General features: G+C 66.2%; 21 protein-coding genes, 2 tRNA genes and 1 pseudogene. 15 read left to right on the top strand and 9 right to left on the bottom strand.

The genetic code is table 11. The features are described 5' to 3' along the window. Window positions 1-73: 73 nt before the first annotated feature. The gene (locus RJT48_RS08695; RefSeq protein ID WP_311171871.1) at window positions 74-637 is read right to left on the bottom strand and encodes a DNA-3-methyladenine glycosylase family protein; all 564 of its coding nucleotides are present in this window, start codon (window positions 635-637) and stop codon (window positions 74-76) included. Window positions 638-706: 69 nt separating this feature from the next. After that, complete coding sequence (locus tag RJT48_RS08700) at window positions 707-1,111, bottom strand: hypothetical protein (protein ID WP_311171872.1); 405 nt, start codon at window positions 1,109-1,111, stop codon at window positions 707-709. Between the two features lie 174 nt (window positions 1,112-1,285). Here RJT48_RS08700 and RJT48_RS08705 point away from each other — a divergent pair, with 174 nt between their 5' ends. The 3 genes from RJT48_RS08705 (at window position 1,286) to RJT48_RS08715 (ending at window position 2,397) form a co-directional block, all read left to right on the top strand. Then, a complete protein-coding gene (locus RJT48_RS08705) occupies window positions 1,286-1,894 on the top strand; it encodes a GNAT family N-acetyltransferase (protein ID WP_311171873.1) in 609 nt (202 codons plus the stop codon). Window positions 1,895-1,908: 14 nt separating this feature from the next. After that, a tRNA-Thr gene (locus RJT48_RS08710) sits at window positions 1,909-1,982 on the top strand. Window positions 1,983-2,076: 94 nt separating this feature from the next. Continuing rightward, on the top strand, window positions 2,077-2,397 hold the full coding sequence (locus tag RJT48_RS08715) for a DUF5785 family protein (protein WP_311171874.1): 321 nt from the start codon (window positions 2,077-2,079) through the stop codon (window positions 2,395-2,397). A gap of 27 nt (window positions 2,398-2,424) precedes the next feature. On the opposite strand, the gene RJT48_RS08720 is transcribed toward RJT48_RS08715, so the two are convergent. From RJT48_RS08720 to RJT48_RS08730, 3 genes are all read right to left on the bottom strand, one after another. Next, the gene (locus tag RJT48_RS08720) at window positions 2,425-4,692 is read right to left on the bottom strand and encodes an amino acid permease (protein ID WP_311171875.1); all 2,268 of its coding nucleotides are present in this window, start codon (window positions 4,690-4,692) and stop codon (window positions 2,425-2,427) included. After that, on the bottom strand, window positions 4,689-5,126 hold the full coding sequence (locus RJT48_RS08725) for a universal stress protein (RefSeq protein WP_311171876.1): 438 nt from the start codon (window positions 5,124-5,126) through the stop codon (window positions 4,689-4,691). Before RJT48_RS08725 ends, RJT48_RS08720 begins: the two co-directional genes overlap by 4 nt. A gap of 189 nt (window positions 5,127-5,315) precedes the next feature. Then, the gene (locus RJT48_RS08730) at window positions 5,316-5,762 is read right to left on the bottom strand and encodes a DUF7975 family protein (RefSeq protein WP_311171877.1); all 447 of its coding nucleotides are present in this window, start codon (window positions 5,760-5,762) and stop codon (window positions 5,316-5,318) included. 136 nt (window positions 5,763-5,898) lie between these two features. Between RJT48_RS08730 and RJT48_RS08735 the strand changes: the two genes are divergently transcribed. The 7 genes from RJT48_RS08735 to RJT48_RS08765 all read left to right on the top strand — a co-directional run bounded on the left by RJT48_RS08735 (window position 5,899) and on the right by RJT48_RS08765 (window position 10,137). Beyond that, the gene (locus RJT48_RS08735; protein WP_311171878.1) at window positions 5,899-6,537 is read left to right on the top strand and encodes an adenylate kinase; all 639 of its coding nucleotides are present in this window, start codon (window positions 5,899-5,901) and stop codon (window positions 6,535-6,537) included. 100 nt (window positions 6,538-6,637) lie between these two features. Beyond that, window positions 6,638-7,558: a DUF106 domain-containing protein gene (locus tag RJT48_RS08740; RefSeq protein ID WP_311171879.1), complete on the top strand. Its 921-nt coding sequence runs from the start codon at window positions 6,638-6,640 to the stop codon at window positions 7,556-7,558. Window positions 7,559-7,643: 85 nt separating this feature from the next. Beyond that, the gene (gene cmk, locus RJT48_RS08745) at window positions 7,644-8,222 is read left to right on the top strand and encodes a (d)CMP kinase (RefSeq protein WP_311171880.1); all 579 of its coding nucleotides are present in this window, start codon (window positions 7,644-7,646) and stop codon (window positions 8,220-8,222) included. A 52-nt stretch (window positions 8,223-8,274) separates the two neighbouring features. Next, on the top strand, window positions 8,275-9,180 hold the full coding sequence (locus tag RJT48_RS08750; protein ID WP_311171881.1) for an RNA-guided pseudouridylation complex pseudouridine synthase subunit Cbf5: 906 nt from the start codon (window positions 8,275-8,277) through the stop codon (window positions 9,178-9,180). A gap of 89 nt (window positions 9,181-9,269) precedes the next feature. Continuing rightward, window positions 9,270-9,340: transfer RNA gene (locus RJT48_RS08755), tRNA-Pro, on the top strand. Window positions 9,341-9,532: 192 nt separating this feature from the next. Beyond that, the gene (locus RJT48_RS08760) at window positions 9,533-9,742 is read left to right on the top strand and encodes an antitoxin VapB family protein (RefSeq protein ID WP_311171882.1); all 210 of its coding nucleotides are present in this window, start codon (window positions 9,533-9,535) and stop codon (window positions 9,740-9,742) included. Further along, window positions 9,739-10,137, top strand: coding sequence for a PIN domain-containing protein (locus tag RJT48_RS08765; protein WP_311171883.1), 399 nt, complete (start codon window positions 9,739-9,741; stop codon window positions 10,135-10,137). The genes RJT48_RS08760 and RJT48_RS08765 overlap by 4 nt, the downstream gene beginning before the upstream one ends. 156 nt (window positions 10,138-10,293) lie before the next feature. Here RJT48_RS08765 and RJT48_RS08770 read toward each other — a convergent pair whose 3' ends face one another. From RJT48_RS08770 to tmcA, 4 genes are all read right to left on the bottom strand, one after another. Then, the gene (locus RJT48_RS08770; RefSeq protein ID WP_311171884.1) at window positions 10,294-10,800 is read right to left on the bottom strand and encodes a bifunctional nuclease family protein; all 507 of its coding nucleotides are present in this window, start codon (window positions 10,798-10,800) and stop codon (window positions 10,294-10,296) included. 123 nt (window positions 10,801-10,923) lie between these two features. Next, window positions 10,924-11,529: an ArsR/SmtB family transcription factor gene (locus tag RJT48_RS08775; protein WP_311171885.1), complete on the bottom strand. Its 606-nt coding sequence runs from the start codon at window positions 11,527-11,529 to the stop codon at window positions 10,924-10,926. 168 nt (window positions 11,530-11,697) lie between these two features. Beyond that, window positions 11,698-12,177 (bottom strand): DUF456 family protein, encoded by a 480-nt coding sequence (locus tag RJT48_RS08780; protein WP_311171886.1) that lies wholly within the window; start codon window positions 12,175-12,177, stop codon window positions 11,698-11,700. Window positions 12,178-12,232: 55 nt separating this feature from the next. Beyond that, on the bottom strand, window positions 12,233-14,587 hold the full coding sequence (tmcA, locus tag RJT48_RS08785; RefSeq protein ID WP_311171887.1) for a tRNA(Met) cytidine acetyltransferase TmcA: 2,355 nt from the start codon (window positions 14,585-14,587) through the stop codon (window positions 12,233-12,235). A 253-nt stretch (window positions 14,588-14,840) separates the two neighbouring features. On the opposite strand from tmcA, the gene rpl7ae reads away from it, so the two are divergent. The 5 genes and pseudogenes from rpl7ae to RJT48_RS08810 all read left to right on the top strand — a co-directional run bounded on the left by rpl7ae (window position 14,841) and on the right by RJT48_RS08810 (window position 16,554). Then, entirely contained in the window at window positions 14,841-15,203 is a 363-nt protein-coding gene (gene rpl7ae, locus RJT48_RS08790; protein ID WP_311171888.1) for a 50S ribosomal protein L7Ae, read from the top strand. Between the two features lie 6 nt (window positions 15,204-15,209). Next, the gene (locus RJT48_RS08795) at window positions 15,210-15,434 is read left to right on the top strand and encodes a 30S ribosomal protein S28e (protein ID WP_311171889.1); all 225 of its coding nucleotides are present in this window, start codon (window positions 15,210-15,212) and stop codon (window positions 15,432-15,434) included. A 3-nt stretch (window positions 15,435-15,437) separates the two neighbouring features. After that, window positions 15,438-15,611, top strand: a pseudogene (locus RJT48_RS08800) (50S ribosomal protein L24e); the annotation flags it as partial. A 14-nt stretch (window positions 15,612-15,625) separates the two neighbouring features. Beyond that, window positions 15,626-16,093 (top strand): nucleoside-diphosphate kinase, encoded by a 468-nt coding sequence (ndk, locus tag RJT48_RS08805; protein ID WP_311171891.1) that lies wholly within the window; start codon window positions 15,626-15,628, stop codon window positions 16,091-16,093. Between the two features lie 188 nt (window positions 16,094-16,281). Further along, window positions 16,282-16,554 (top strand): DUF6199 family natural product biosynthesis protein, encoded by a 273-nt coding sequence (locus RJT48_RS08810; protein WP_311171892.1) that lies wholly within the window; start codon window positions 16,282-16,284, stop codon window positions 16,552-16,554. The last annotated feature ends 55 nt before the right edge of the window (window positions 16,555-16,609 follow it).

Genomic DNA, 16,609 nt, shown 5'->3' on the forward strand with positions numbered 1-16,609 from the left:
CGTGACGACGGCTCGCTCTTTCAACGTTTCTGTCACCCGCGGTGGAAAACTCACGCGCCGTTTATTTCGACGGTCAGTCGACCGCGCGCCAGAGATACCGGCTCGCGTAGCTCCGATACGGTCGCCACCGTTCGGCGTGCTCCACCATCGCCGTCCTGTCGCCCTCGTCGTATCCGTACAGTTCAGCCATCCCCGCCCGGATTCCGAGATCCTCGATCGGGAACACGTCGGGACGGCCGAGCACGAAGATGAGGTACATCTTCGCCGTCCAGGGGCCGACGCCCCGGATCTCGGTCAGCATCTCGATGACCGCGTCGTCCGTTTCGTCGCGCAGTCCCGCCCGGGTCAGGTCGCGATCCTGAAACGCCGCGGCGACGTTGCGGACGTACTCGACTTTCTGCCCGGAGAGTCCGACGTCTCGGAGGATCGATTCCTCGGCCGTGAGGATGCCCGCGGGCGTCACCTCGACGCGGTCGAACAGCCGCTCGCGGATCGCCGCCGCGGAGTCGACCGAGAGCTGCTGGTTTACGATTGCGACGACGAGACGCTCGAACGCGTCGTCGGCCGTGCCGATCGACAGTTCCCCGTGCTCGTCGACGAGCGGTCCCAGTTGCGGATCGGTCCGTACCGGTTCCATCAGTCCCTCGTCGGACCGGCGGAGAGAAAGGTGCGTCGTTCGTCCAGTCGGACCGACCGGCAGTCGCTCCTACGGGTCGAAGATCTCCGTCTCGCGGTCCGCCGAGTCGTCTTCGATCCCGGATTCGATATCCGAGAGCGGGTCTGTCGAGCCGACCTTCGATTCTATCGTATCGAGCAGGTCGTCGACCGCGGATTCCACCCGCCCGGACCGGCGTTCGACCATCGCCCGGATCTCCGAGCGCTCGTACTCGATATCCGCATCGATCGTCTCGTATGCCCTCGCGATGCCGAGGAGCTGTGCCTCGAAGGCGGTGCATGCCGCGCCGACGAGTTGGGTCCGGAACTGTTCCCGGGAGCCCGGATCGTGATCGGTGCCGACGTAGTTCACGTAGGAGAATACAGCGTTTTGAACGGCGTTTTCGATGAGCGCTTCCAGGATCCCGTCGAGTTTCGACTCCAACTCGTCGTTCATGGTAGCAATCTGTCAGAGAACGAACTTAACAGTTTACACGACAGCGACGAGGTTCTGTCGGACGAGGTCCGAGCGGGACCGCTGCCGAATCTGTCGAAACCCACGTGCTGTCCTTCCACGCTACCGCCGACCCCGAACCCGACGATATTTTGGTTTCTCCGACGAACGGGGGGTATGGGAGAATCGGGCGAGACGGCCGATCGGGACCAGTCCCCGGACGCGGACGCCGCTGCGTCGTCCGAGCAGGTCACGATCGGGCGTCCCGACGTGGGCGTCGTCGACGCACTCGTTGACCTGTGGGTTTCACTCGCGAGCGATCAGCGCGCACACGACTCGCACATCCTGCCGACGGAGAACCGGAGTCTGGTCCGCGAGACGCTCGCACGCCAGGTCGTCACCGACGGCGTCCGGATCGCCCGGTTCGGCGACGAGGTCGTCGGATTCGTCAGTTTCGATCTCGAACGCGGCTCCTTCGAGCAGGACGCGACCCGAGGCGTCGTCCGCAACGTCTACGTCCGTCCCGAATACAGAGGCCGGGGAGTCGGGACCGACCTGATGGACGCCGCGGAGGCCGCACTGCAGGAAGCGGGCGCGAGCGTCGTCTCGCTGGAGGCGATGGCGGGGAACGACCGCGCTCGCGCGTTCTACCGTGAGCGGGGCTATGCGCCCCACCGGATCCAGTTCGAGAAGCGGGTTCGCGCTGCGGACGAGAGGGATGAGGGACCCGGCGAGACGGCGTCCGACCCGTCCGCCGAAAACGACACACACTCAAAGGAGGACTGAATACGTCGACGCAGGCCAGGGGAGCATGGGCGGTTCATGCACTCGACTTGTAATCGAGACTTCGTGGGTTCAAATCCCACCCCTGGCTCGTCTCGGGTTTTTCGGCTCCCGCCTGCGACCCCCGCGTGGTGGATCGCTGCGGTTTTCGTAACGGCTTTGCCGTGGCCACCCAACACCCCGGTATGGACTGGCCACACGACCCCGACGGTGAGAAGGGCTCCGAGGGTAGACGCAAGTACGGCCACGCGGTGATCGCAAAGAAGGTCGACGAAGAGGAGGACTTCCCGCTCTCGACCGCCGAGTTCGTCGAGGAGTACGGCGACCATCCCGTCAGACTCGACTACGAGCGGGTCGTCTCCGTCGCGGAGATCTTCGAGCACGTCGAGGGCGAAGAGTTCGAGGACTTCGTCTCGTTCCACAAGGCCGTCGGGAAAGCGATGCGCGAGAACGGCTACTGGTTCTACGAGGGCGCCGAGGAGTTCGCCGACGCCCCGGAAGCCTGACGACAGCTGTCGTCCCCTCCCGTTCCGTTATTCGTTTCTGCCGAGGAGGCGTGCCCAGAACGACCGCGACGACGGCCGCTCGGTCAGAAGCACCGGCGTGTCGAGTCGCTGGATCGTCTCGAACGCGAGCGATCCCCGGATCACCCGGGAGAGCAGCCCCCGCTCTGTCGCACCGACGATCACCAGACTGTATCCGGCGCCGACCTCCTCGATCACGGTCTCGACCCCGCCAGTTTCGACGCGCAGATCGGCATCCGCCAACTGGTGGCTCCCGGCCCAGTCGGTCAGGAACTCGCGGCCGGCGTCTTCCGCTCCCGGTTCAGTGACGTGGAGCAAGGTCACGTCGACGTCGACCGTCTCCCGGAGTGCGAGCGCCACCTCGGCGGAGAGATCCGACGAGTGGCCCCCCGCAGTGGGGACGAGCACGTCCGTCAGATCGAGCCCCTGTCCGTCCAACACGAGGAAGTCACACGGGAGATTGTGCGTGAGCTCTTCGAGGGTTCCTTCGACACGACCGCCCGCGAACTGCGCACCGCGGTACCCCATCACGACGGTGTCGGCGTCGTTTGACCGTGCCGCGTCGAACACCTCCGGCACGCCGCGGTGTGAGAGGATGGTCTTCGTCTCGATCGGGACGTCGAACGCTTCCGCGTCGGCCTTCGCCGCGGAGAGCAGTTCCTCCGATGAGGCGTCGATCCGCTCTCTGTTCTCTGCAGCGGTGCGTAACGACGTTTGATCAGGGACCGTGATGATGTGTGTCGCGAGCACACGGCCGCCTTTGTGACTGGCCAGTGCCCCCGCGAGCGTTATGAGGTCGCTTTCGGTCCGCGGGTTCGACACCGCCACCATAATCGTCGGCCCGTCGTCACCGACTGGCGCGACTGCGTCGGCGGCGTCGACGACCCCCTCCGGCAGTTTCTCCTCGCGTGCTCGGATGAACTCCGACAGAACGCCCTGTTGTGTGGTTTTCCGCCGAGCGTACAGGAAGTACCAGAGGACGGCAACGACGACGAATACGCCCGAAAGCGCGATCTCCAGGCTGTCCATAAACCCGACGAGACCGAGCGATAGCACCGCTCCGAGGATCGGCGTGATCGGATACAGTGGAACCCTGAACTCCGGATCGTACTCGGGGACGTCTGCCTCGCGGAAGACGATCAGCCCGAGGTTCATCAGGGCGTACACGATGAGATGGAGGACGCTGGCCGCTTTCGCGAGCACCTCGATGTCCCGTCCGAGGAATGCGATGAACACGATGATGAGCGCTCCCGTCACGAGGATCGATCGGTACGGCGTCGCGTAGTTGGGGTGGATCTCGTTGAGCCAGTTGGTGACGATCCTGTCACGGCCCATCGCGAAGTTGATCCGGGCCGAGGCGAGGATCGACGCGTTCGCCGACGACGCCGTCGCCAGCAGCGCGCCGACCGTCATCACGGCTGCGGCCGCAGCGGCGACACCGCCGATCGGGCCGATCGACGCGGGGAACGCGACCGACGCAGCCTGTGCGACCGGTGCGTCCTGACTGAGTTCCGGCCACGGAATCACGCCGAGCATCGTCGTCACCAGAATCGCGTAGACGACGGTGACGATGGCGACGCTGCCGATGATCGCGATGGGGAGGTTCCGCCCCGGGTTCTTCAGCTCCTCGGCCACGGTGGCGATCTTCGCGTATCCGAGGAAGGAGACGAACACGAGCGCCGTCGCCGGCAGGATCGCGCCGGTCCCGAACGGTGCCAGGCCGTCCTCGCCGGCGAGTGTCGCGTAATCGAACGAGAGGAACCCGGCGAGGGCAAACGCGGTGAGGATCGAAAGCAGGATGAAGACGATCACCGTCTGGATGCCGCCCGTCTCCTTCGCGCCGATGTAGTTGACGGCGACGAACACCGCCCCCGCGAGGAGTGCACCGAGTTGAATCGGGTTCAGGAAGGCGATTTCGGGGAGTCCGACGAAGACTGCCAGATACTGGCCGAACCCGATACAGTAGAACGCCGAGGCGAAGGCCAGGCCCATCCAATCGCCCATCCCGGCGATCGAGCCGAACATCGGTCCGAGGGACTTGTTGATGTAATAATAGCCGCCGCCTGCTTTCGGCATCGCCGTTCCGAGTTCGGAGACCGAAAGGGCGTTCACCATCGCGATCACCCCGCCGGCGACGAACGAGAGGACGACGACCGGCCCCGCCGCGTTCGCTGCGACACCTGGCAGGACGAAGATACCGGCGCCGATCATCGTCCCGATCCCGATCGTCATCGCCGAGACGAGGCCGAGGTCTTTGGCGAGTTCGTCGTCGCTCATTCGTCCGCGTCCTCTCGCGGGAGCGCGATGACGGGGCGGTCCGCCTCAGTGACGAGCTGCAGCGAGAGATCGCCGGTCAGAAACTTCATCAGCCGGTTCCCGCTCCGGGCTCGATACGCGATGGCGCTCGCATCGACCTCTTCGGCGGCCTCGAAGATCGAATCGGCGACGTCTCGGGCGTATGCGGTGTGTTCCTCGGCGTCCGGGAAGACGGAGCGGACGGCGCTGTAGGACTCCGCCGCGATAGCCTCGGACTGCGCGACGGGCGTTTTGTCCGGTACTCCCTCCCCCTTCTCGACGACGTGAAGGGCGGTCACCCGGTCCGGCTGGTACGGTTCGAGGGCGGAAGCCGTGGCGAGCGCGTCGTCCTCGTGGGCGACCGGGAGGAGAACGTGAGCGAGCAGATCCCGTTCCCCGGTGTCCGATTGACTCATTGGGGCAACCATACACGGACCTCGGTTAAACCGGTATCCCTGCGCATCTCCCGGAGCGGATGCCGGGCCCAGTTCTGCGTGCGGCAGTGGGTGGGCCGCACGCAGTGCAGTACTGCTCGCGCTCACTGTTTCCCGCCGAGCGTCACCCCCGTCGACGGAAACGGACGGACGAGACGAGCGTGATCTGTATCAGACCGCCGCGACCCACGCGCGGTAGTCGCCCTCGCGGCCGTAGACGTCGATGAACACCTGATCGGCGAAGGCTGCGAGACGATTGGCGTCCGAGCGCGCGGTGACGCGGACGTTCGTCCCCTCGGCCTCCTCGGGCGATTCGATCTGGTCGATCCGGAACTCGGGGAACGAGTCGATCAGTTCCGTCAGCCGATCGAGTTCGTCGTCTTCGACGTCCAGATTGAATGTACTCTCGGAGAACTGCAACCACGGTGCGGGGGCGTCCTCGCCGTCGGCGTCGGGGTCGCTTTCGGCCTCGACTCCGGGATCGTCCTCACTCTCGTCGTCGCGGTCGCTGTCGGCCTCGATCGTCAGAAACGGGCTGGCCCGCGTCCGGTGAGCGGCGATGGCGTCCGCGAACAGTTTCCGTCGCGCCTGCGGGTCGTCGGCGTCGAATCTGGTCATAGGGGACAGTATCCGTCGCAGCCGTGAAAAAACGCCGATCGACTGGTGTGCGGCTCCGCCGATCACCGGAACCTCCGGCGGCCGCCCCCCGGACGCGTTTCTTCAACGTTATACGGACGGACGAAGAGTTCCGAATATGGGCAAGCACATCTTGCTTCTGGGCCCGCCGGGTGCCGGGAAGGGAACACAGTCGAAGCGCCTCGCCGAGGAGTTCGGCCTCGAACACGTCACGACGGGCGATGCGCTCCGCAACAACAAGCAGATGGACATCAGCGGGATGGACACCGAGTACGACACGCCGGGGGCGTATATGGACGCCGGCGAACTCGTCCCCGACGAGGTCGTCAACGCCATCGTCGAGGAGGCGCTCTCGACCGCCGACGGGTACGTCCTCGACGGCTACCCGCGGAACCTCGAACAGGCGGAGGAACTGACGGAGATGACCGACCTCGACGCCGTCGTCTACCTCTCGGTCGACGACGACGAACTGGTCGACCGGCTGACCGGCCGCCGCGTCTGTCCGGACTGCGGCGCGAGCTACCACGTCGAGTTCGAGCCGCCGGCCGAGTCCGGCGTCTGTGACGAATGCGGCGCCGAACTCGTCCAGCGCGACGACGACACCGAGGAGACAGTCCGCGAGCGGCTCCGCGTCTACGAAGAGAACACCGCGCCGGTCGTCGAACACTACCGCGAGGAGGGCGTGCTCGTCGAGGTCGACGGCGAGGGGACGCCCGACGAGGTCTTCGAGGCGATCGCCGACGTCGTGGACGTGTAACCGCAGGACGTGCGCTGCGGCGGCCGACACGTCTTTTTTTACGGTAACGACGCGCGGAGAGTGTAAGCTTCATAACCGACGGGGAGTTATCGGAGCGTAGATGCCACGAATCGAATCGAAAGTTCGCACGCTCGTCTCCGACGACGGGATGCGGGAGGCCGTCGAGACGGTCCTCGAGGCGACCGACGACGGCGAAAGCGAGGTCCAGTGGCTCGACGTGAAGGGCGATCTCACGTCGGGGCAGTGGGGCCGGCTCATCGAGAAGGAGATCCTCGTCGAGGGCGAGGCAGGGTTCAAGCTGGCCGATCCCGAGGCGACTGAAGCGGGGCTGGAGCCCGCATCAAGCGCCTCGTCGGATACCAGCATCGACACCGAGATCCCCGACGACGACGAGTCATCGTGGTCGAGTTACGACAAGGGCGCGGCAGTGCTCACGCTCGGCCTGTTCGTCGGCTACTCCTGGAAGCCGCTCCGGGACGTCATCGGCACGACGATGGACGTGCCGCTGGGCCCGCTACAGGAGTTCCTGCCGTTCTACGCCGTCGTGATGATCCTCGCGCTCGCGACCGGCCTGTATTCGACGTTGCTGCAGGCGAACCTGATGGATATGGACAAGATGGGCGCCTACCAGGAGCGGATGCAGGAGATCCAAGAGCGCCGGAAGGAGGCCAAAGAGGCCGGCGACGACGAGGCCCTCGATGCGATCCAGGAGGAACAGATGGACGCGATGGGCGACCAACTCGGGATGTTCAAAGAGCAGTTCCGCCCGATGGTGTGGATTATGTTCCTCACCATCCCGGTGTTCCTCTGGATGTACTGGTCGATCGGCGTCGGCCAGAACGCGACCGCCCACACCGCCCTGGACTCGCTCGTGCTCCCGCTGGTCGGACAGGTCGAGTGGACAGAGTCGGTGCTGGGGCCGATCCAGGCGTGGATTGTCTGGTACTTCCTCTGCTCGATGGGCTTCACCCAGATCATCCGCAAGAGCCTGAACATCGACATCTCGCCGACCTCCGCCTGATCCGGCGACCGGATCGGGCGATCCCGCCCCGCGTTCGGCCGACTGCAAAGACAACCTCTTTTACCCGCCTTCTCCCAGCAATGGTATGTTGTTGACCGTCTCTGGCCCCCCCGGGGCTGGCAAGAGTACGACCGTAACTGCCCTCGCGGAGACGTTCGACCTGGAACACGTCAGCGGCGGGGACATTTTCCGCGAACTCGCCGCCGAGCGCGGGATGACCGCGGTGGAGTTCAACAGACTCGCCGAGGACGACGACCAGATCGACCGCGACCTCGATCGGCGCCTCCGCGAGGTCGCCCTCGAACGCGACGACGTGCTGCTGGAATCGCGCCTCGCTGGGTGGCTCGCCGGCGACGCCGCGGATCTGCGCCTCTGGCTCGATGCCCCCATCGAGGTCCGCGCGGCCCGCATCGCCGGCCGCGAAGAGAAATCCGCAGAGACGGCGCTTGATGAGACCCGCGCCCGAGAGGAGAGCGAGGCGCTTCGCTACCAGGAGTATTACGGGATCGACATCTCGGATCTCTCGATCTACGACGTCGTCCTGAACACCGCCCGCTGGGACGAACACGCCGTCCCGGAGATTCTGACGGCGGCGGTCGAAGCGTACGACCCGGCGGTCGACGAGGGGAAATACCCCGTCGAAGGCGTCAGTTACGATTTCTGACGATGACGGACCCTCAGGCGACCGGCAAGACCGAAACGGAGCGGCGGTGACGATGGGGACGCTTCGCAGTCCCCCGGCCGATCGGTCGGTCGACGAACTGCTGTCGTTCGGAGTCGTGAACCTCGACAAGCCGCCCGGCCCCTCGGCACATCAGGTGTCGGCGTGGGCACGTGACCTTGCAGGCGTCGAACGCGCTGCCCACGCCGGGACGCTCGATCCGAAGGTCACCGGCTGTCTCCCGATCCTGCTCGACGACGCGACCCGGCTGGCGCAGGTGTTTCTGGAGGGGACAAAAGAGTACGTCGCGGTCCTCGAACTCCACGGCCCGGCGCCGACGGATCTCGACGCCGTCCTCGACGCCTTCGAGGGGGAGATCTACCAGAAGCCGCCCCGGAAGAGCGCGGTCGCGCGTCGCCTCCGGACCCGGGAGATCCACGCCCTCGACCTCCTCGAAGTCCGCGAGCGGCAGGCGCTGATCCGCATCCGCTGTGAGAGCGGTACGTACGTCCGGAAACTCTGTCACGACATCGGCCTCGCGGCCGGAACTGGGGCTCATATGGGCGATCTGCGGCGCACCGCCACCGACCCCTTCGACGACACGGACCTGGTCTCGACGGCGGATCTGACTGACGCGCTCACGTTCGCCGACGAGGGCGACGAGGCGCCGCTCCGCGACGTGGTCGCCCCGGCCGAGCGCGCGCTAACGCATCTCCCCCGCCTCACGGTCGCAGTCTCCGCGGCCGAACAGATCGCGGAGGGTGCCCCGGTGTACGCGCCCGGCATCGTCGACGTCGGGCCGGACGTCGCGGCGCTCGACGAGGCCTCGGAGTCGTCGTCGGACGCGCCGCTCGTCGCCTGTTTCACGCCCGACGGGTCGGCGGTCTGTCTGGGACACCTCACCGGGGACCCGCGGGCGGAGTCAGGCGAGGCCGTCTCGCTCGAACGCGTGCTGGTCTGACCGACGCGCCGCCGTTCCCCGAAGCGCCCGGGCCTCGCGGTGAAACGAAGGACTTAACGTCGACACTCATCTCTTTTCGAGTGCACACTGGGACCGTGGGGTAGTGGTATCCTCTGCCGATGGGGTCGGTAGGACCTGAGTTCGACTCTCAGCGGTCCCACTTTTTGCGAAGCGAAAATGGGAGGACGAGATACCACCTACTGGAATCGCAGCGGTCCCATACTAGTTCTGAGGGAAACGACACGGGAGCGGTGCGTCTCGGAAACGTGGATCTGCGGGCGACGGGTGACTGCCCGGGAGTGACCCTCGCTATAGCAGAAGAACTTACTTCGTGTATACTGTTTGTATACGTATGAGCACGACGCTCCGGGTCTCCGAAACGACGAAGCGGAAACTCGAACGAATCAAACAGGCGGACGAGTCCTTCGATGAACTCCTCGGGCGGCTGGCCGACGTCGAGGCGATGATGCAGGCGTCGGCTGGATCCTGGGAAGGAACTGAGAAGACGGACAAAGCGCTCGAAGAGCGTGATCGAATGAAGGACAGCTTCCGCTCGGGATGACGTTTCTCGACAGTTCCACCATCATCCACTACCTCGACGGCACCGAGGCGATCGCCGAATACCTCGACGAGGAAACCTCGCCACCCTACCTTACCTCCTCGCTCTGTGTCTACGAAGTCCTGATGGGGGCGGTTCATACCGACGGATCCACCGACTTCGGGGCGGAGCGCTCGCGATTCGGCTGGGTGGCTTCCGTCGATCTCACAGAGGAGATCGGCATCGAGGCCGCACGCCTCCAAGAGGAACTCAAACAGACCGGTGATCTGCTGACTCCGCGTGATGCGCTGATCGCCGCGACCGCGCGGACGGCAGGGGACGAACTCGTGGTTGTCGATTCCGACTTCGAGACCGCGGGGCTTCAGGATATGATGGCGGTGACGGTTCTCCCCGAGTGATTTGGGAGGCGGATTTATCAGTCCTTGAGTAGCGTAAACACGGGTCTCTCTGTCAACCTCGGCAGTCGCGATTCCGATATGTCTTCACGTTCAAAATCGTCCTCAAGAATGTTCTTGCGGTGGCCTTCGGAGTTCATCCACTGTGCGACAAGTCCCTCACCGTTCGTCGCCGAAGTCCCCGAACTCGTCGAAGTCGTCCGGTTCCTCGGGCACTTTCGGGTCGGAGCCGCCGCCGAGGTCGAACCGCTCCGGCGGCTGCCCCGCCTCATCGAGGACGACGTCCGCGATCTCGATGGGACAGTCGACCCGGACCGCAAGCGCGATCGCGTCGCTCGGGCGAGCGTCGAAGACGAACTTCCGCGCCGTGCCGTTATCATAGCGCTCGGCGTCGATCTTCGCGTAGAACGTGCCGTCGGCGACATCGTCGACCCGGACTTTGTCGATCGCGCCGCCGAACTCGGTGAGTATCTCCACGAGCAGGTCGTGGGTCAACGGCCGCTCGAACGGCTCTCCGGAGAGCGCAAGCTGGATGGCGCGGGCCTGATCGGCGGTCACCACGATCGGCAGGAACTCAGACCGGGCCGCAACAACGACCGCGGGGATGTTCTCGCCCTCGGCGTCGACGCCGACGGCGATGCCCTCGACCTCGCCCGGATGATTCATACGAAACAGTAGAACGCCCGGGTACGAATACTTACGGGAGCGAAGTCCGTGGCGATCTGTCAGCGGCGCTCCCCGTGGTCGCGGCGACAGCGCCGTGCCGGGAGCCGACGGAGCCGCAAGGTGCTACCGCTGCCGGACGAACCAGACCGCGAACCACACCAGCAGGACGGTCAGGCCGCCGAGAAACACCAGGAGACCGGGCGGGGGGCCGGTGGCGGCAGCCGTCTCCGCGGCCACCTGGACCGAATCGGCCGTCTCCGCCGAGTAGCCACCGCCCGTCTGTGCGCCGAACGGCAGCCCCTCGATCGCGAACTGCGCGAGGAGACTCACGAATGCGACGACGGCGACGCCGCCGAGCAGGCGCGTGAGCATCGCCGAGAGCCCGTCGGTCTCCTCGTCGTCGGCCGCGACGACGACGAGGGGCCGATCGGCGGGGGCGTACACGTTCATTTCGCGCCCCTTCTCGGAGTAGACGGTATCGACGACCTCGACCGCGCCGGCGGATTCGAGCCGTTCGAGGTGGTACTGGACGTTCTGCAGCGAGGTGTCGACCGACTCCGCGAGGGCGGCGGGATTCGTCGGGTCCTCGTGGAGCGCGCCGAGGATGCGGCGCGCCGTCGACGACGAGAGCGCCGACAGCAGGTCGTCGGCGTCCTCGTCGTCGAGACCGACGACGCGGGGTTCGGCGGCAACCTCGGGGTCGGAACTGGAGGGCAGGAGGCGGGCCATCGCTTTGGGCTAGGCCGTGGTGCGATACAAATCTGTTGTTTGCGGGAGTACAGTCGGCTCGATCCCCGGCTGCGGGCGGGTGATCTGTTCATACTGTCGGACACAAGTCTATGAAGAATTTCGCCGCCCTGGGCGGCAAATATCTTGAAACAGTTGTGTCCGACAGTATCAGACAAGGATGACTACGACCAGCGCGACGAGCACGGCGCTCGTCAGAATCACCTGCACCACCGTCGACGCGAGCACGCCGACCGTGGAATACAGCGCCACGCGGAACCCGGCCTCGGCGTCGGCGTGCTGTGCGAACTCGACGGCGAACACGGTCGCAGCGAGTCCCAGAATGAAGCCGAGCGGCCCGGCGACAAAGAGGAGAACGAGGCCGACAAGCACTGCTGCGGCGGTCGTGAGTACCGATGCGCCGCCCGCGCGAGCGGCGATCGCGCCGCCGAAATAGTCGACGACAGTCGTGAGAAGCCCGACGGCGACGAGGGCAGCCACGAGAACGACCGAGGGCTCCGCATAGCCCGTCGAGTGCCAGTAGAGGAGCACGCCGGCCGCAGAGAGGAGACCGCCGGGAAGCAGCGGGAGCACCGCGCCAACGACGCCGACGGCGACGAGGACGAGAGCGAGCCAGCCGAGCGGGGTCATACGGGGAAGAGCGGCGGCAACGGTGATGAAACCGACGGTGTCGGAACGGTCCCGCCTACCCCTCCTCGAACCGCGCACGCTCTTCCTCAACGGCAACGACGTCAGCGCCGTAGCGATCCACGAGCGACGCGTACGCCGAACCGAGGGCCCGGAGACACGTCCGGACGGAGGCATACCCCAGTTCGTCGGCGACGTCCGACGCCGGGTGCGCTTGCAAGATTTTCCGAACGAGCAGCCGTTCTTCGCGCGGCGTGAGCGGGGATGTCGGGTCTTCGCCGCCGCTGGTCTGGGCGGATTCGTTTCGCTGTCCCGCCGGGGCATCCAACAGCGCGGCGAGAGCGAGTCGCCGGAACGCCTCCGGCGCGGTCGCGTACTGCCCCGGTCCCGTGGCAACCCCGACCACGATGCGCCACTCGCGGTCTGTGAGTTCCACCGGCGCGTCGACCCCGCAGGCCGAAAGCGCGCCGCGGACGACGTCCGGGTCAGCGTCGCGGAGTTGATCCGCGAGGACGGCGCCGATCCGGTCGCGGAACCATCGCGCGTGCCGGTCGCGGAGTTCCCGTCCCGCCGACGAGAGCGGATCGAGCATCACCGCGGAGTACTCGCCGCTAGCCTCGTTGCGCGTCGTCGAGAGGTGGACCGTCTCGAAACCGTTCTCGGCCCAGAAGTCGAGCAGTTCGGGTGTCGCGCCGTAGCCGACGCCGAGATAGTCCGCCTCGCCGTCGAACTCGGCCCGGAGCTCCGAGAGGAGCGTCGAGCCGAGCCCCTGGGAGCGCGCCGCGTGGTGTGTTGCGATCCGGACGACGCGGTAGCCGACCGGAACGGCTGCCGCCTCGTCGCGGAGCTGGCTCGTGAGGATGTCCGGCAGCATATTGCCCCGGACCCGCTCGCCCTCGTACATCGCGCGCCTGGTGTCGGCGTCGAGTCCGCCCTCGTGGGCGAAGAGCGCGACGCTGACCACGTGCCCCTCGTGTTCGAGGACCCGGACGCGAAGGTTCGGCGCATCCAGCAGGCGCGCCAGATCGTTGGGCTCCGTCCGGTAGTGGGCGAACACGAGGAGGCCGAACACCGCCCGCAGCAGGTGTTCGTCGGCGGCGAGTTCGTCCGACTCGACCGCGCGGTAGGTCACCGACGACGGCGACGCGTCGGCGACGAGGTCGGCGACAGGCGGGCGGGCGTCGAAACACAGCGTCCGGAACGCCCACGCCTCGATCGGATCCGCGGGCGCGTACCGGATCGGTTCGCTCATCGTCACGTCCCGCACCGCGTGGTCCGTCTCCGTCAACTGCTCGCGGAAGCGGACCGAAAAGCCCCGCCCGGCACCCTCGTAGCCGTGAACGGTCGTGAAAAAGGCGATGTCGGGGCAAGCGAGGAAGGCCGAAAGTCGCCGCACTGACAGCCCGGCCGCCTCGTCGACGAGGACGACGTCGGGATCGCCGGGTAGCGCCGTCGCCTCGGCGGGTGGGACAAACCGAATCCGACCGCCGTCTGCGGTTTGTATCGCATCCGGTGGCGCATCCGTCTCCGTCGACGCGGATCCGTCCGGCGGGTCGAACGTCGAGTCGTCGAGCGCGTCGAGCGTCGAGAGCAGTTCCCGAGCGCGGGCGAACAGGTCGCTGGCGTTTCGGCTTTCCGGGGCCGTGACGAGAACGTCGTCGCCGGCGGCCGCAAGCGACGCCCCGGCGAGGCCGGCAGCACTCGATTTCCCGCGGCCGCGATCCGCCTCCACGACGACCGCGTTCGCGCCCGCGTCCGCAGTCGGCGGGTGCAGCGACTCCAGCGCCCGGAGCACCCGCGACTGGTCGGCAGTCAGACAGGCCTCGTAGGCTGCCCCCGGGAACCGACGCCGCTCTGCGGGCGGGACGACCGGCGAGGAGCGCGACGGAGTGGCTTCGGTAGCCTCGCCGCGGCGTTCGAACGTTTCCGAGTCGACGTCGACGATCGCCACGCCGGGATGTTGGCGGAGCGTCGCTGCAAGCCGCTCACGGAACCGGCCGCCCACGTCCGCCCCATCGTAGGGCGGGACTGCAAGCGAGGATTCGAACTTCCCGTCGCGGTCGGGCCAGGAGGAAAGCGGCGGTGTCAAGAGCACAAACAGGCCACCGCCGTCGACGACGCCGACGAGGCGGCCGAGGACGTTCGGGGAGAACCCTTCGTGGGCGTCGCAAATCACGGCTGTCCGCGTGGTCCCGAGGAGTCGGCCAGCGTGGTCAGGGTGGAGGCGCTCGAAGCGAAACCCCTCCCGAGTGGAGACAAGGGCCGTCTCCGCGGCCGGAATCTCGGCGCCCTCGATCGCCGAGAAGGCGGCGTCGATGCAGGCGTCCCGCTCACCCGCGAGAACGAGCAACCGACGGTGGTCGGTTCGGCGCGCCGCCGCGCGGAGGTCCGCGGCGAGGGCGGCAACGGTCATACCCGACTCGTGGCCGCGGCCGCGTAAGGTGATTTCGTTTGTGGGGATTCGACGGCACCCAGCTCGCCGAATCGACGGTGGGCTCAAAGTCGCGTGTGGCGGCGTGTCACGCCACGACGCCAACGAAAGCCCTTTTATGCGATCCCGGGCTACCTGACTGTACAGCCTGCCCGGGGTTGATGATGCTCCCCGCCGTCAGGGAATGCGTTTCCGGCGGGGCAGTCGAGCCCGCGAGCAGGAGAGGTGAACAACAATGCCAGTCTACGTAGAATTCGACGTTCCAGCCGACCTCGCCGAGGACGCCCTCGAGGCGCTCGAGGTCTCCCGAGACACCGGTACAGTAAAGAAAGGTACGAACGAGACGACCAAGGCCGTCGAGCGCGGCACCGCGGAACTCGTCTTCGTCGCCGAGGACGTCTCCCCCGAGGAGATCGTGATGCACCTGCCCGAACTCGCAGACGAGAAGGGAATCCCCTACGTCTTCATCGAGACGCAGGACGAACTCGGGGAGGCTGCAGGCCTCGAAGTCGGCTCGGCCGCCGCCGCGATCGTCGACGCGGGCGAGTCCGAGGACGACGTCGAAGACATCACCGCGAAGGTCGAGGAACTGCGGTAAGCGACGATGAGCGCAGAAGAGACCGCCAGCGACTCGACGTCCGCGGAGGTCATCGAGGTCGTTGGCAAGACAGGGATGCACGGCGAGGCGATGCAGGTCAAGTGCCGCATCCGCGAAGGCTCGAACCAGGGCCGTATCATCACCCGAAACGTCCTGGGGCCGGTCCGCGAGGGCGACATCCTGCAGCTTCGCGAAACCCAGCGTGACGCCGACTCCATCGGAGGGCGATAACCTATGGTCGAGACACGAACCTGTGATTTCACCGGCGAGGAGATCGAACCCGGCACGGGCACGATGCTCGTGAAAAACGACGGAACGATCCTCCACTTCAAGAACTCGAAGGCCGAGAAGAACTATCGGCTCGGCCGCGAGCCCCGCGATCTGGAGTGGACGGAAGCAGGACGCGCCGAGGGCAGTAACGAATGAGTAGCGACGAACGCACGTTCGTGATGGTCAAGCCCGACGGCGTCCAGCGCGGCCTCATCGGGGAGATCGTCTCCCGGTTCGAGGAACGCGGGCTGAAGCTCGTCGGCGGGAAGTTTATGCAGATCGACGAGGCGCTGGCGCACGAACACTACGGCGAGCACGAGGACAAACCGTTCTTCGACGGCCTCGTGGAGTTCATCACCTCCGGCCCGGTCTTCGCGATGGTCTGGGAGGGCGCCGACGCGACCCGGCAGGTCCGCTCGATGGTGGGCGAGACCGATCCCGCCGAGTCCCCGCCCGGCACGATCCGCGGCGACCTCGGCCTCGACCTCGGACGGAACGTCATCCACGCCTCCGATCACGAGGACGAGGGCGCAAACGAACGCGAGATCGACCTCTTCTTCGACGACGAGGAACTGCTCGACTACGAGCGGATCGACGAAGCCTGGCTGTACGAGGAGTAGTCGACGCCGTCGTTTCTTCGCACCGACTCGCTCGGTCCATCTATCGCTGATACTGTCGGACGTAACTATCCGGTAGTTCTCGGCACCACGAGGTGCCGAGATGTTCACGAACTTACGTCCGACAGTATGAATCCCACCGAGCGGGAGCCACCGTTTGCCTCTTCACTCGCCGGTGGGTACTGTCTCGTATGCGAATGGTGCCTACCCCAATGTGTGCTGCGATGGCGATGGTCTTCGGACTCGTCGGCGCCGCGTTCCCCCGACGCGTGCTCGACACCGCCGGGCGCTTCCTGCTCGCGGGCTATGAGAACCCCGAGGATCTCGAACCGAGCGACTGGTACGTCGCCGCGACGCGGGCACAGTTCGGCCTGTCGGCGCTCGCCGGCGGCCTCGTGCTCGCGCTGGAATACGGTCGTGGCGACGGCAACGACGGGTCCGAGGCCGACGCCGACGCTGAATAAAAAGTGAACCGCCTCGGGGCCAAGTGGTTCGAGGGAGCTTTGTCTCTCGTTATCC

It is taken from the genome of Halobellus ordinarius (genome assembly GCF_031823395.1).
Lineage (GTDB): Archaea > Halobacteriota > Halobacteria > Halobacteriales > Haloferacaceae > Haloquadratum > Haloquadratum ordinarius.

Excerpts from the sequence above, each read along its gene's own strand:
- RJT48_RS08695 (WP_311171871.1), bottom strand. The coding sequence starts at position 637 with ATGGAACCGGTACGGACCGATCCGCAACTGGGACCGCTCGTCGACGAG.
- RJT48_RS08700 (WP_311171872.1), bottom strand. The coding sequence starts at position 1,111 with ATGAACGACGAGTTGGAGTCGAAACTCGACGGGATCCTGGAAGCGCTC.
- RJT48_RS08705 (WP_311171873.1), top strand. The coding sequence starts at position 1,286 with ATGGGAGAATCGGGCGAGACGGCCGATCGGGACCAGTCCCCGGACGCG.
- RJT48_RS08715 (WP_311171874.1), top strand. The coding sequence starts at position 2,077 with ATGGACTGGCCACACGACCCCGACGGTGAGAAGGGCTCCGAGGGTAGA.
- RJT48_RS08720 (WP_311171875.1), bottom strand. The coding sequence starts at position 4,692 with ATGAGCGACGACGAACTCGCCAAAGACCTCGGCCTCGTCTCGGCGATG.
- RJT48_RS08725 (WP_311171876.1), bottom strand. The coding sequence starts at position 5,126 with ATGAGTCAATCGGACACCGGGGAACGGGATCTGCTCGCTCACGTTCTC.
- RJT48_RS08730 (WP_311171877.1), bottom strand. The coding sequence starts at position 5,762 with ATGACCAGATTCGACGCCGACGACCCGCAGGCGCGACGGAAACTGTTC.
- RJT48_RS08735 (WP_311171878.1), top strand. The coding sequence starts at position 5,899 with ATGGGCAAGCACATCTTGCTTCTGGGCCCGCCGGGTGCCGGGAAGGGA.
- RJT48_RS08740 (WP_311171879.1), top strand. The coding sequence starts at position 6,638 with ATGCCACGAATCGAATCGAAAGTTCGCACGCTCGTCTCCGACGACGGG.
- cmk (WP_311171880.1), top strand. The coding sequence starts at position 7,644 with ATGTTGTTGACCGTCTCTGGCCCCCCCGGGGCTGGCAAGAGTACGACC.
- RJT48_RS08750 (WP_311171881.1), top strand. The coding sequence starts at position 8,275 with ATGGGGACGCTTCGCAGTCCCCCGGCCGATCGGTCGGTCGACGAACTG.
- RJT48_RS08760 (WP_311171882.1), top strand. The coding sequence starts at position 9,533 with ATGAGCACGACGCTCCGGGTCTCCGAAACGACGAAGCGGAAACTCGAA.
- RJT48_RS08765 (WP_311171883.1), top strand. The coding sequence starts at position 9,739 with ATGACGTTTCTCGACAGTTCCACCATCATCCACTACCTCGACGGCACC.
- RJT48_RS08770 (WP_311171884.1), bottom strand. The coding sequence starts at position 10,800 with ATGAATCATCCGGGCGAGGTCGAGGGCATCGCCGTCGGCGTCGACGCC.
- RJT48_RS08775 (WP_311171885.1), bottom strand. The coding sequence starts at position 11,529 with ATGGCCCGCCTCCTGCCCTCCAGTTCCGACCCCGAGGTTGCCGCCGAA.
- RJT48_RS08780 (WP_311171886.1), bottom strand. The coding sequence starts at position 12,177 with ATGACCCCGCTCGGCTGGCTCGCTCTCGTCCTCGTCGCCGTCGGCGTC.
- tmcA (WP_311171887.1), bottom strand. The coding sequence starts at position 14,587 with ATGACCGTTGCCGCCCTCGCCGCGGACCTCCGCGCGGCGGCGCGCCGA.
- rpl7ae (WP_311171888.1), top strand. The coding sequence starts at position 14,841 with ATGCCAGTCTACGTAGAATTCGACGTTCCAGCCGACCTCGCCGAGGAC.
- RJT48_RS08795 (WP_311171889.1), top strand. The coding sequence starts at position 15,210 with ATGAGCGCAGAAGAGACCGCCAGCGACTCGACGTCCGCGGAGGTCATC.
- ndk (WP_311171891.1), top strand. The coding sequence starts at position 15,626 with ATGAGTAGCGACGAACGCACGTTCGTGATGGTCAAGCCCGACGGCGTC.
- RJT48_RS08810 (WP_311171892.1), top strand. The coding sequence starts at position 16,282 with ATGCGAATGGTGCCTACCCCAATGTGTGCTGCGATGGCGATGGTCTTC.